Here is a 12,612-nt window from a genome sequence, read left to right on the forward strand (position 1 = left end):
ATTAGTGGCAGCGCTGGTAAATCAAATCCCACACCCCGTGACCGAGCTTTTCGCCGCGCGCTTCAAACTTGGTGAGCGGTCGAAACTCCGGGCGCGGCACATAAGGTGCCGTGTCAGCGCTGGCGGTATTCTCATAGCCGGGGGCGGCGTCCATCACCTCGGCCATCCACTCGGCATAAGCCTCCCAGTCGGTGGCCATGTGCAGGGTGCCGCCAGGCTTTAGGCGCGTGCGGATAAGCTCGACAAAGGCCGGCTGCACGATGCGCCGTTTATGGTGTTTTTTCTTCGGCCAGGGGTCGGGGAAAAACAGCTGTAGCGTGGTCAGCGAGCCCTCTGGCAGGCACTGTTCGAGCACCGCCAGGGCATCTTCACGGTAGACGCGCAGGTTGTTGAGGCCGCGCTTATCCGCTTCATCCAGCAGCTTGCCCACGCCTGGGGCGTGTACTTCAATGCCGATAAAGTCGGTTTCCGGGTGGGTTTCTGCCTGCTCAATCAGCGAATTACCCATGCCAAAGCCAATTTCCACCACGCGGTGCGCTTGGCGGCCAAAGAGCGCGTCTAAGTCCTGGCGGCCGTCGGCAAGGGTAAGACCAAAACGTGGCCAAACGTCTTCTAATCCACGGTTTTGAGCCTGGGTCATACGACCAGCGCGGATAACGTAGCTTTTAATACCGCGGCGGTGCAGCGGTGCATCCGCGCCTTCCGGACCGGTGGTGGGAGCACCGCTATTATGTGATTCCGTCATGGTGTCTCGACAATCAGTTAACCGTTAATACGGCCAGCAAAAGGGGTAGAGGGGTCGGCCGATTGGCGGCGCGGCATGCGGCCCGCCAAGAAGGCATCGCGGCCGGCTTCCACCGCAAGCTTCATGGCGTTGGCCATGCGCAACGGGTCACGGGCATGGGCAATCGCGCTGTTCAGTAATACGCCGTCGCAGCCCAGCTCCATCGCCATGGCCGCGTCTGAGGCGGTACCAATGCCGGCATCTACCAGCACCGGCACGCGGCTTTGTTCAACGATCAAGCTGACGTTGTGCGGGTTTTGAATACCGTGGCCTGAACCAATCAGCGAGCCCAGCGGCATGATGGCGCAGCAACCCATGGCTTCCAGCTCGCGTGCCACAATGGGGTCGTCGCTGGTGTAGACCATGACGTCAAAGCCGTCAGCGAGCAGCGTTTCGGCGGCCTTGAGCGTTTCGACCACATTGGGGTAGAGCGTGGCTTCGTCACCCAGTACTTCCAGCTTGACCAGATTATGGCCGTCAAGCAGCTCGCGGGCCAACCGGCAGGTGCGAACGGCGTCTTTGGCGGTGTAGCAGCCTGCGGTGTTGGGCAGCAGGGTATAGCGCTTGGGCGAGACCACATCCAACAGGTTGGGCGCCTCTGCATCCTGGCCCAGGTTGGTGCGGCGCACCGCAAAGGTGACGATCTCAGCGCCGCTTTGGGCAATGGCTGCGCCGGTTTCGTCGAAGTCTTTGTACTTGCCGGTGCCGACCAGCAGGCGAGAGCTGAAGTCGCGTCCGGCGATGGTGAACGGGGTGTCGGTTAGCTGGGTCATGGTATTTCCTCTATCCGCCGCCAATGGCGTGGACGACTTCTATTTGATCGCCATCGGCCAAACGGGTGTCGGCAAGCTGGCTTTTGGGCACAATTTCTTCGTTGATTTCCACGGCGATACGGCGCCCGCTTAGGCCTAGTTGTTCCACTAGGTCAGCGGCCGTCGCACCCGCAAGAAGGGAGTGCGGGTCACCGTTGAGCGTGAGCTGTATCAACTCATTAGGGGTAGACATAAACTGGGCGCGTCCCATTGTGTGCAACAAAACGTGTGGGCTAAACGTCCTCTATTGTAGCGGTTTCGAGCCGCTCAAGGTATGTGGCAAGGTTAAACAGTGCAGCAAAATTGCCCAGAAAGTGCAGAAAGGAGACAGACGTGCAGCAGGCAGATAAAGCGTGGTGGTGTGGCGTCGCCATTTCGGGTGCGCTAATGGTCATGTTGGGCGCTTACGCCGCCCACGGCCTGGAGGCGCGTGCCGGTGCCGAAATGGTCAGCGCGGTAGAAACCGGCGTACGCTACCAAGCGTGGCATACGCTGGCCATGCTGGCGGTGTTGGTATGGCGTGGAAGTACCCCAATAGCTGGCCAGCGTTGGGTACTGGCGTTTTGGGCGCTGGGCATCGCGGCCTTTTCAGGCTCGCTGTACCTGATGGCGTTGGCGGGGCTGAACCTGGGTATCGTTACCCCCATAGGTGGGCTTTTGCTAATGATCGGCTGGCTGGCATTGGGGGTGGTGGCGATGCTCGCTCACCTACCCACTAACCATTAAACCTTTAGCACACTCACCCCATAATCCAAAGGGTTGACGATGCCCTCAAGCTTGCCAATCTGCGATATGTCGTCTTGGGTGATAACGCTATGGATGTTGGTGTCAGGAAAGCGTAAGTTTTTGACGACGTTAACCTGACTTGGCATGCCTTTGCTGTTGATATCCATGACCCAGGCAAGAAAGCCGCCCGAGAACTTGGCTAAGCTACCAATGGGGTACAAGCCATATACTTGGATGTACTCCACTAACACTGTCTTGTCGTAGGCCGTCCCGGTCTCATTAATCCTGCGGTAGGCGTCAATCGGTGGGCGTGGAGGTACCCCGTTTCGCGCGTGAAGGAGTTTGTTAATCGCCTTGATCAAAGAGACTAGACGAACGACCTCCGACAGTTCTTCACCACGCTTGCCTGCCGGATAGCCCGAGCCATCCAGGCGTTCGTTGGCATTCTCAATCACGTCTCGGCACGTGGGGCTGGGCTCCCAGCCTAGCTCACTCAGCTTACTGCGTAATGTTGCCACATGGCCGCTAAGGATGTCCTTTTGGGCGGGGCTCATATTGATCTTGAGTGATGGAAGGTCCGCGCTGATCAGCATTGGCTTGCCCATGGTGTGTAATAAGGCCCCCAGAACAGCCTCACGCACCTTAGCGTCATGCGGGTCGCGGGTTAACATGATGTCAGTCAGCTGTCCGGCGACTTGCACGGCGTGTCTTACCCAGTCTGGCTCATTGCGTAAAAACGCCAGGGCATAGAGAAATGTTTTACGATCCTGCTGTACAAGGTAACGCAGGGTATCAACGCAATCGTAAAAAATATCGGCCGGAAACAGTTGGCGAGTCTTCATGTACATCAGCCCCACTTGCAGCTGATGTGATATGTCCATCACACCTCGTTCCATGGGGGTTTGGCGAGCGCGTTTATCACGTTCCTGGGCTTCTCGTTGCTGGATTTTCTTCTCCTTGGTACCAGGAATAAACAGGGGGGAGTGATAAACCATTTTGTCATTCGTTCCGGTACGGTAGGCGGCCTCTCGTTCTGACTCATTCACGTAGTGGTACAGCATTTCAGCCTGAGATGTCGAAAGATTGTAAAAATGAATACCGACCGCCGCATAGCCATGATTACCGAAAGGACGTATATGGCGGATTTTGCCTTCGGCAAAAAAAATATCACCGTTGGGAAACTCCAGCGTCACCCCGGGAATTACCTGATCGACATCAATGGCGACACTTTCCGCTAGATCAATGTCGACCATGCAACCGCCGATAGACAGGTTACGTAGCCTGCCCGGCACAGTGAGCTCATGTGGATAAACCTCGATACCGACACGGGTCTGCATACCCAAAATGAACGGGATACGAACAGAACCTCGGTTCTCTTTGACGAAAACCGAATCCGGCAACTGGCACTCCAAGCGATACAAGGTACTGTCTGCTTTGAGCAGTTTGACGGCGACATTGCTCAAGCTGTAGGTCTCGCGTTCAATCGCGTGATGTCCTTTCAGCGCCTCCAAGTCAAAGCTTAGGCTGTCGCAGGTTAAGTAGCGCTCGATATCCGCTCCGGCGTATTCCACTTCCAGCACCATGCGGCCGTTACCCAGGTTCAGCTCAATCACCTCGGCCTTCAGGGCATAGGGCATATTCCTGGAATAAATAGATAGCTCGTGGGTATGCTGAAGCAGTGAGCGAATCACGCTTGCTGAGGGGTTTTCATGCAGGGTAGGAACCGTCATTAAAAAAGCCTCAGTTATTAATTATTATTTGCCTACTTTAAGATATAGGTCTTTTTCTTTAATAGGAAAGACTATATAGACTTTAAGTAGCAGGGCAATCACTCCCACTGTAAATTTTTGTCCCTCAGATACAATGGAGTTCCAAGGGAGGGGGGCTCGTCAATATGAAACCTGCGGTATCCATTGAGATGGTCACGGCTACTATTTCTTGGCGATTATTTTGCCAATATTTAATACAGACCTCGACATAGCCTGGCTTGAAATGAGGATGAGTGCTTGTTTTTTGTATTGTCTGCAGTCAAGCCTTACTCACGCGATCAGCATGCGCAGCGGCATCCATAGGCCCATTGCCACCATCACCAGGTTTTCGGTCAGCGATACAAAGCCTAGCGGTACGTTGCTGTTGCCGCCCACGCAGGCGCATTTGAGTTCGCGCTTGTCGATGTATACCGCTTTGAACACGGATGCCGCTCCGACGGTACCTACGAACAGCGCCAACGGTGCGGCGAGCCAAATAAGCGCTCCGGCAAGCATCAGCAGACCCGCGAGTGTTTCGGCGTAGGGATACAGGTAGCTGTAGGGGACGTAGCGCTGGGCAAGCAAATCGTAGTTGAGAAACATATTGCTGAAGCTTTCCACGTCTTGCAGCTTTTGCAGACCCAGCAGGACCATCGCTGTGGCAACGGCGTACTCGGGCATACGCGCTGTGAATAGCGCGCCCTGGGCGGCCCAACTAATCGCAAAGCCAATCAGCAGCGCAGTAGCGAAAATCGCCAGTACCGGGCGGTAGGTCGTGCCCTTGGTGTTAGGCACGCTCATCCCCAGGTGCTTACGCAACGCCTCATAACCGCCGATGCGTTCATCGCCGATATATACCTGGGGCGTGGTGTCGACGTTCTCCCGGGCTTTGAAGGCGTCGATTTCATCACGTGAAGTTAGGGGGTGGTCATCCACCTCAAAGCCTTTGCGCTTAAGTAAATCAACGGTCTTTAAGCCAAACGGGCACAAATGATCGGCGGTTTTCATCCGGTAAACCCGCGCGGTTTGCTGCGTTGATGGTGCCACGGCAACCTCCCTATTGATGCTTTCACTAGGCTATAAGCGTAGTGCCTGGGGTTGCCTTTAGGTCAAGTTTTGGTAGGTAGTTATAGTTTAGAGGTGAGTTGGCGGCTCGTTTTTACGCAATGCCGCCTGCGAGTAACGCCATGGAAAACGTTTCTACTGGGACAGGACGGCCAAACAGAAAACCCTGGTAAATACTGCACCCTAAGTTGGCAAGTACCATGCGCTGGTCTTCGGTTTCCACGCCTTCGGCAATGACACCCAGCCCCAGGCTCTCGGCGAGCGCCACGATGGTGGCCGCTATCGGAGTGGCCTGCATGTCCCGGGTTAAATCCCTGACGAAGGTAATGTCGATTTTCAGCGTATCCAGCGGTAACAGCTTGAGGTAAGCAAGGGAGGAATAGCCGGTGCCGAAATCATCCAGCGCAAAGCTGACGCCTCTTTGCTGCAGCTGCTGCATTTTGTGGATGGTGCCATCGGGGTCGCTCAGCAGTAGCGATTCGGTAAGCTCCAGCGTCAATCGCTCAGCGGGCGCATCATACTGCTTGATGACCGCCAGCACCTGGTCGGCAAAATCGGGCTGCTGAAACTGGCGAATACTGACGTTCAACGACAGTTTTAAATGGCGAAAGGCGGGTTGATGGCGCCACTCCCCCAGCAGGCGGCAGCCCTCCTTCAATACCCAATCCCCGAGTGGCAGAATAAGCCCCGTTTCTTCGGCCACGGGAATAAAGCGGCCGGGTGAAATCATGCCGCGTTCCGGGTGCTGCCAGCGTACAAGCGCCTCGGCGCCGATCACCTGCCGATGGAGGTCTACCTGCGGCTGCAGGTAGAGGCACAGTTCGTCGTGGTCAATGGCGTATTTCAGCTCGCGCTCAAGGGTCAGGCGCTCTTCCAGTTCATCTTCTTGCGCCTGCTGAAAGAACTGGGGCTTTCCATCCCGCTGGCGCTTGGCTTCCAGCAGTGCCAGGCCCGCCCGCTTGAACAGCTGGGCGGCCGGTGCGCTTTCCTGAGAGCGGAAAACGAGCATCCCCACGTTGAGTCGGCAGGGATAGGTGTGGCCCTGAAGTAGATAGTCAGCCGTCAGCGCGGTGATGATCGCGTTGATGCGCTGCTGCGTTTCGCGCTCGCCACCGGCGCAGTCGCGGGCGGCAAGCTCGCCTACCAGCGCGAATTCGTTGCCATCCAGGCGTGCTACGTATAGTCCGGCTCCCGACCATTGGTGCAGTCGCCTGCCCAACTGACGCAGCAGTTCGTCGCCAATGTCCTGGCCCAGACTGTCATTGAGTACCTTGAAGCGGTCAATATCGAGCAGCGCCAGAAAGGCATGCGCGTCGGGTGAGGCGGGATGTTGGGCGAACGCGGCTAAGTGTTCCTGCAGCGCCCGGCGGTTGGGGAGCTCCGTGAGCATGTCGTGGTAGGCGAGGTAGCCAATGCGCTGCTGGTCGCGCTGCTCTTTTGAGCGGTCGCTTAAGAGCGCGACATAATCGCGGTCGTCGCTATTCGCATAGGTGACCCGGCTGACGTTCAGCCACGCCGGGAACCCGGTACCGTCCGCCCGCAGGGCAGTGATCATCCCACCCCACTGGCCTTTTTCATCCAATGCCTCGCGGATGTGCTGACTCAGCGTCTGGCTATTCTCGGCGTAGGCAAGCTTTGATACGGACAGCCCCATCAATTGATCCGAACGCAGCCCTACCTGGCGTTCAAACGCCGCGTTGCATAGGCGAATACGGGCCTGCTCGTCCAGCAGGATCACGCAATCCTGAAGCGAGGAGACGACTTCCAGTAGTCTGGTGTGGGTCATGTGTTCATGGCGTTCGCTGGCCTGAAGCCGCCGTTGCACGCGGGTCGCTATCAAGGTGAGTAGGGCGGTCATTACCGCCACACCGCTGATCAGGTAGATAAGCCAGTGAGAGGCGGGTGATGAAGACGGGGTGTTGGCGGCCTCCGGCAAGGGTAAAAACCAGGCGGCCTGCATGGCGACATAATGCATGCCGCATACCGCAATGGAAACGCACAGGGCGGCAATGAAAGCGCAGGTTCGGGAGCGTTGCATGCCCCACTCATGCTGGCAGAGGCGGTAGGCGTAGACGCTCAGCATCCCCAAGCCGATCGCCACGAGCAGCGACACCAGGAAAAGGCCCAGGGCGTGATACAGCTCGGCGGGCGCCCGCATCGCGGCCATGCCGCTATAGTGCATTACCCCGATACCCAGCCCGAGGCTTAGCCCGGCCAGCATCAGGGCGCGATGTGAAGGGGCATCGCGGGCAAGTACCTGCATGGCAATAAAGCTGCCAAGAATGGCGGGAATGATCGACAGTAAGGTAGGCACCGGTGCGTGGCTGACCTGAAAATCAAGCCGGTAGGCATGCATGCCGATAAAGTGCATGCTCCAAACGCCCAGCCCCATGGCGCTGGCCCCTGCCCAGAGCCAGGCACGCCGCCACGCCGGGTGTGAGCCTTTGCTCACCAGCTTGATGATATCCAATCCCGCGTAGGATGCCGCCAGCGCCACCAGCCATGAGAGCAATACCAGCGAGGCGGCGTGCTCCCCCTGAATGGCATTCAAGGATTGAGGATCGGGCAAGATATTGAATGGCATCTAAATACGAACAACCCATTATGTATTGTAAAAATCAGCTGTACTGGCAGTAACGCTGGCGTGGTGATGGGTCGCTGGGGCGATGGGCAAAAAATTGCCCGCTTAACGCCATTGGAGACTAACATGAATAACGCCCCAGCGGCGTCGTTACACCGTTGGGGCGTCAGAGAAGGCGGTTCAACGCAGGGGGGTTGACGGCGGGGTCAGAACATCAGCTTGACGCCCGCGACGACGCCGGTATCTTCGGTGCTGTCGCCGCTGGCGCGGGACAGGTCGGCGGTGTCGCCGTATTCTTTCTCCCAGTAGGCACCCACGTAAGGGGCGATCCGGCGGGTCACTTCATAGCCTAGACGTAGCCCGGTGCGAACCGAGTTAAGCCCTTCGCCGACGCCAAATTCTTCCACCTCACTGGCGGCCACGGCAATTTCCGTGCGCGGCTGCAGATAAAGCCGTTGGGTCAGGCGTAAATCGTATTCGCCTTCAAAACTTGCCGCCACGTCACCTTCATCGCTGACTTGCATGGCCAGGTCGGTTTCAATGCCGTAGGGCATCACGCCTTGCAGGCCCACCACCCCGTAGGTGCGTTCGGCATGGTCATCAGAAAATACGCCGCCCTGGTAGCCCACACCGCCCTGTAACTCCCAAAAGTCCGCAACCAGGCGGCTATACAGGAGTTCCAGAGACTCAAACTCGGCGTCTTCGCCGTCGCCCTGGACGTTCTCGCCTTCCGATTTGAGGTACACGCGATTGATATCGCCGCCGTACCAGCCTTGGAAGTCCCATACCACCGCCTCTGGGCCCTTGTCGGGTACGGTGTATTCCAGTCGGTCGAACAGACCCATGCCCATGTTGTGTTCCTGCATGGGCGCGGGCCAGTCATCCGGGGCGTCGTAGCCGTCTTCGGCGTGTGCTGTGGCGGCGGCCAAGGCCAGCAATGTGCTGGCAAAGGTTACGTAGCGTTTGGCGTTCATATGGCCTCCTTAAGAAACTTGCACAACGCGGAACATGCCAGCGTCCATGTGGTAGAGAAGGTGACAGTGGAAGGCCCAACTGCCCTCGGCATCCGCAGTGATCAGCGCTGACACCCGCTCGCCGGGCTTGACGTTCAAGGTGTGCTTGCGCGGAATCAGCTCGCCTTGGCCGTTTTCCAGTTCCATCCACATGCCGTGCAGGTGGATGGGATGCTCCATCATGGTGTCGTTGACCAGGATCAGGCGCAGGCGCTCGTCCTTTTCAAAGTGAATAGGGCCGTCTACTTCGCTGAATTTTTGGCCGTCGAACGACCACATGTAGCGCTCCATGTTGCCGGTCAAATGCAGTTCCAGCTCGCGGCCGGGCTCGCGGCGGTCGGGCCAGGGCGTAAAGGCTTTTAAGTCGCGGTAGACCAGCACGCGGCGCTCGTCGGGGTCGATGCCAATACCCGCCTGGTCGTAGCGCGAGCCAGGCTGGGCTTCGCCAGCCACCAGCATGCCGTTGTCGCGGGTCTTGGCGCTTTCTTTCTCCATCCCGCTGCTGCCGTGGTCCATGTCACCGTGGTCCATGTCCTCCATGTCACTGTCCGACATATTGGAGTGGTCCATGCCCTCCATGTCACTGTCTGACATATTGGAGTGGTCCATGCCCTCCATGTCACTGTCCGACATGTTGGAGTGGTCCATACCCTCCATGTCGCCGTGATCCATGCCGTGAGCACCCATGGCCTCCATGCCACGGTCGGCAATCTGGCGGCGCTCCGGAATCTCCGCCTGCATGCCTTCGCGAGGGGCGAGAGTGGCGCGGGCGTAGCCGCTGCGATCCATGGATTCGGCGAAAATCGTATACGCCTGATCGTCTTCAGGTGACACCAGAACGTCGTAAGTCTCGGCAACCCCGATGCGAAATTCATCCACGGGCACCGGTTGAACTGGCTGCCCGTCGGCGGCCACCACGGTCATTTTCAGCCCGGGAATACGCACGTCGAAGTAGGACATGGCCGATCCGTTAATCACCCGCAGCCTTACGCGCTCGCCTGGCTTGAACAGCGCGCTCCAGTTTTCCTCGGGGGAGTGACCGTTGAGCAGATAGGTATAAGTGCTGCCGGTAACGTCGGCAATATCCCGCGAACTCATGCGCATCTTGGCCCACATGCCGCGCATTTCGGCAGTCTGAGACAAGCCGTTTTGGCGAACGTCGGCGAAGAAATCGGCCACCGTGCGTTCCTGGAAGTTGTAATAGCCCTCCATGGTTTTCAGGTTACGAAACACCGCCATGGGATCTTCGAACGTCCAGTCGGTAAGCAACAACACGTGCTCGCGGTCGTAACGGAAGGGTTCGCGTTCGGCGGCGTCAATAATCAACGGCCCGGCGTGGCCAAGCTGTTCCTGCATGCCAGAATGGCTGTGGTACCAGTAGGTGCCGTTTTGGCGCACCGGGAAGCGGTAGGTAAAGGTTTCGCCGGGCTCGATACCAGCAAAGCTGACTCCCGGCACGCCATCCATCCCTGCAGGTAGAATTAGCCCGTGCCAGTGAATCGAGGTGGGCTCATCGAGCAGGTTGGTAACGCGCAGTACAGCGTCCTGGCCTTCTTTCAGGCGTAAGAGGGGACCCGGGCTGGTGCCGTTAATGCTGAAGGCGCTAGCGGTCTTGCCGTCAATCTGGAGACTTTCACGGCGGATGGCCAGCGCTATCTCAGGCCCTTCTTCAACGCCTTTGGAATAGACGTTGGAGCGGCCCCAGGGGGTAGCCCAGGCGGGGCTCATGCCCAGGGCGGCAGCCGAACCCAGCCCCAACGCCGCGCTGCCTTTCAGCACCTGGCGGCGTGAAAGCGGGTGACGGATAATGGTCGAACGCGACATGTGAAACTCCCCTCAATGATCAATAGCATCATCATGGGGGAGTAAGCTGAATCAAGGCTGAAAAACCGTCAGGAGGGCTTAACGTCCGGCAATGGCAGGCGGGTAACAACCCGCAGGCCGCCTAGCGGGCTGCGCTCGAACCGGCAGTGGCCAGCGTAACGCGCCACCAATTGGTCCAGGATGGCAAGTCCCAGACCGTAGCCGGGGTGGCGCTCATCCAGCCGCGTGCCGCGCTCGCCGAGGCGTGCCATGTCCTTGTCGGCAACGCCGGGGCCGTCATCATCGATTGTCAGGGTCAGGGCCTCAGAGGTGGCGCTGACGTGGCATCGCACCTCGCTGGCGGCCCATTTGCCGGCATTATCCAGCACAATGCCTAGCATCTCGGCGTAATCGTGAACGTCGATGGGTACCTGCTCGCGGTCGTTGAGCGACGTTGTCAGGGCGAACGAGGGCTGCGGGTAGAGGCTACGAAACATGTCCATCAGCCGTTGACTGTCACGCGTCAGGTGCGTCATGTGTCCCGCATGGGGACCGGCAATGCGCGCGCGACGCAGTTCGGCATCCAACTGAGCGTTGATGTCCTCGATGCGCATCAGTAGCTTGCGGCGGCGTTCGTCGTCTATGGGTCGGCCACCTCTGAGCACCTGGGTGATTGCTGCCAGCGGGGTTTTGAGGGCATGGGAAAGGTTAGCGACCGACTCCCGCGAGCGCTGCAGGCGCAGGTCGATATCGTCCATGAAGCGATTGAGCTGGGCGACGAGGGCGTCAAGTTCGGCGGGGGCGGTGAGTGATAGGCGCTGGCGCTCGCCTGCCTGCAGGGCTTCCAACTGGTGGCGTAATTGCCAGAGTGGTCGCAAGCCGCGATTGACGGCCAGCATATTGAGCGTGACCAGCACCGCGAGCAGACCTGCCGCAATGCCGCCGACCCACCAGTGAAGGGTGGCCAGGCCCGCTTCGACCTGGGAAAAGTCCTCCCCAATCAGCAGTACGCCAGAGGTGTCTTGCCACTCGAAGTGGCGGCGATAGACCAGCAAATGGTCCCCCCTGTGTTTCACCTCAATCAGCGCATCACCGTCATCGTCAAGCAGCGGGGCAAGCTGGCGCTGCCAGATCGGATCAGAGGCGCTGATGTCGTCATCCAGACGTAGCACATAGAGGTGATGGAATACCTGATAGCCTTGGCTGGCCGAAGCAAGCGATGCGGGGACCGCCAGGCGGTCTTGCTCGAGCTGATCTACCGCGTGGTCGGCTTCACGCATGAGGCGCTCGCCCAGAAAGTCCTTGGCCAGGTTCTGCAGAAACACCCCGTGCAACAGCCATGTCAGGCCGACCACCAGCAGTGCGACGCCGCCTAGCCAGGCCAGCAGTCGAAAGCGCAGGCTACGCTGATCAATGTGAAGCAAAGAGATACCCCTGGCCGCGGCGGGTCTGGATGATCGACTTGCCAAGATAGCGGCGCAGCCGGGCTACGTACACCTCGACCAGGTTGGGCGCCGCTGCGTCCTGCTCAAGTGCGTAAAGCTGCTCCAGCAACCGTTCTTTGGAGTGAATGCGGTCAGGGTGGTGCATCAAGTACCGGAGCAGACGAAACTCAGTGGCGGTCAGCAAACGCCACGCGCCGCCGTTGCTTGAAACGCGCTGACCGGCTTCATCCAGGGACACACCATTGAGCGTGATAACCTGGGATAACTGGCCGGATTGCCGACGTAGCAGGGCTTTCAGGCGGGCCATGAGTTCGGCTTCGTGGAAGGGTTTGGTGAGGTAGTCATCGGCACCGGTTTCCAGGCCAACCACCTTGTCTTCCCAGGTATCGCGCGCAGTGAGTATCAACATAGGGATGGCATGTTTTTGCTGTCGCCACTTGGCGAGCAGCTCAAGTCCCGAGCCATCCGGTAGCCCGAGGTCAAGAATGGCAAGCGCGTATTCTTCGGTGCTCATGAACGACGTGGCCGCCTTGATTGAGGCGGCCACATCGACAAGATAGCCGTTGTCTTTCAGACTCTCCGCAAGGCTTTCCGCCAGCAGGTCATCGTCTTCTAACAGCAACAGTTTCATCGTA

General features: G+C 58.4%; 11 protein-coding genes. 1 reads left to right on the forward strand and 10 read right to left on the reverse strand.

All coding sequences use genetic code 11. The features are described 5' to 3' along the window. Position 1: 1 nt before the first annotated feature. The 3 genes from trmB to thiS are packed head-to-tail and all read right to left on the reverse strand — an operon-like array spanning position 2 to position 1,789. Positions 2-745, reverse strand: coding sequence for a tRNA (guanosine(46)-N7)-methyltransferase TrmB (trmB, locus tag GA0071314_RS00310; RefSeq protein WP_074394790.1), 744 nt, complete (start codon positions 743-745; stop codon positions 2-4). 17 nt (positions 746-762) lie between these two features. Beyond that, on the reverse strand, positions 763-1,557 hold the full coding sequence (locus GA0071314_RS00315; RefSeq protein WP_074394791.1) for a thiazole synthase: 795 nt from the start codon (positions 1,555-1,557) through the stop codon (positions 763-765). Positions 1,558-1,567: 10 nt separating this feature from the next. Further along, the gene (gene thiS, locus GA0071314_RS00320; protein WP_074398359.1) at positions 1,568-1,789 is read right to left on the reverse strand and encodes a sulfur carrier protein ThiS; all 222 of its coding nucleotides are present in this window, start codon (positions 1,787-1,789) and stop codon (positions 1,568-1,570) included. A gap of 140 nt (positions 1,790-1,929) precedes the next feature. Between thiS and GA0071314_RS00325 the strand changes: the two genes are divergently transcribed. Continuing rightward, the gene (locus tag GA0071314_RS00325) at positions 1,930-2,322 is read left to right on the forward strand and encodes a DUF423 domain-containing protein (RefSeq protein WP_074394792.1); all 393 of its coding nucleotides are present in this window, start codon (positions 1,930-1,932) and stop codon (positions 2,320-2,322) included. Here the strand turns inward: GA0071314_RS00325 and GA0071314_RS00330 are convergent. From GA0071314_RS00330 to GA0071314_RS00360, 7 genes are all read right to left on the reverse strand, one after another. Next, positions 2,319-4,052: a PilZ domain-containing protein gene (locus GA0071314_RS00330; RefSeq protein WP_074394793.1), complete on the reverse strand. Its 1,734-nt coding sequence runs from the start codon at positions 4,050-4,052 to the stop codon at positions 2,319-2,321. The genes GA0071314_RS00325 and GA0071314_RS00330 overlap by 4 nt on opposite strands. Positions 4,053-4,361: 309 nt before the next feature. Beyond that, entirely contained in the window at positions 4,362-5,117 is a 756-nt protein-coding gene (locus tag GA0071314_RS00335; RefSeq protein WP_442905909.1) for a MauE/DoxX family redox-associated membrane protein, read from the reverse strand. Positions 5,118-5,229: 112 nt separating this feature from the next. Continuing rightward, complete coding sequence (locus GA0071314_RS00340; RefSeq protein ID WP_074394794.1) at positions 5,230-7,719, reverse strand: EAL domain-containing protein; 2,490 nt, start codon at positions 7,717-7,719, stop codon at positions 5,230-5,232. A 203-nt stretch (positions 7,720-7,922) separates the two neighbouring features. Further along, a complete protein-coding gene (locus GA0071314_RS00345; protein WP_027337195.1) occupies positions 7,923-8,690 on the reverse strand; it encodes a copper resistance protein B in 768 nt (255 codons plus the stop codon). Between the two features lie 9 nt (positions 8,691-8,699). After that, complete coding sequence (locus GA0071314_RS00350; protein ID WP_074394795.1) at positions 8,700-10,553, reverse strand: copper resistance system multicopper oxidase; 1,854 nt, start codon at positions 10,551-10,553, stop codon at positions 8,700-8,702. Positions 10,554-10,621: 68 nt separating this feature from the next. Next, entirely contained in the window at positions 10,622-11,956 is a 1,335-nt protein-coding gene (locus tag GA0071314_RS00355; RefSeq protein ID WP_074394796.1) for an ATP-binding protein, read from the reverse strand. After that, positions 11,943-12,608, reverse strand: a complete 666-nt coding sequence (locus GA0071314_RS00360; RefSeq protein ID WP_027337192.1) for a response regulator transcription factor — start codon at positions 12,606-12,608, stop codon at positions 11,943-11,945. The genes GA0071314_RS00355 and GA0071314_RS00360 overlap by 14 nt, the downstream gene beginning before the upstream one ends. Positions 12,609-12,612: the final 4 nt, after the last annotated feature.

This window comes from Halomonas sp. HL-93 (assembly GCF_900086985.1).
In the GTDB taxonomy this organism is placed as follows: domain Bacteria; phylum Pseudomonadota; class Gammaproteobacteria; order Pseudomonadales; family Halomonadaceae; genus Vreelandella.

Bases quoted from the DNA above. Each gene is read 5' to 3' on its own strand.
- GA0071314_RS00330 (WP_074394793.1), bottom strand. From the start codon at position 4,052: ATGACGGTTCCTACCCTGCATGAAAACCCCTCAGCAAGCGTGATTCGC.
- GA0071314_RS00315 (WP_074394791.1), bottom strand. From the start codon at position 1,557: ATGACCCAGCTAACCGACACCCCGTTCACCATCGCCGGACGCGACTTC.
- GA0071314_RS00360 (WP_027337192.1), bottom strand. From the start codon at position 12,608: ATGAAACTGTTGCTGTTAGAAGACGATGACCTGCTGGCGGAAAGCCTT.
- thiS (WP_074398359.1), bottom strand. From the start codon at position 1,789: ATGTCTACCCCTAATGAGTTGATACAGCTCACGCTCAACGGTGACCCG.
- GA0071314_RS00350 (WP_074394795.1), bottom strand. From the start codon at position 10,553: ATGTCGCGTTCGACCATTATCCGTCACCCGCTTTCACGCCGCCAGGTG.
- trmB (WP_074394790.1), bottom strand. From the start codon at position 745: ATGACGGAATCACATAATAGCGGTGCTCCCACCACCGGTCCGGAAGGC.
- GA0071314_RS00345 (WP_027337195.1), bottom strand. From the start codon at position 8,690: ATGAACGCCAAACGCTACGTAACCTTTGCCAGCACATTGCTGGCCTTG.
- GA0071314_RS00340 (WP_074394794.1), bottom strand. From the start codon at position 7,719: ATGCCATTCAATATCTTGCCCGATCCTCAATCCTTGAATGCCATTCAG.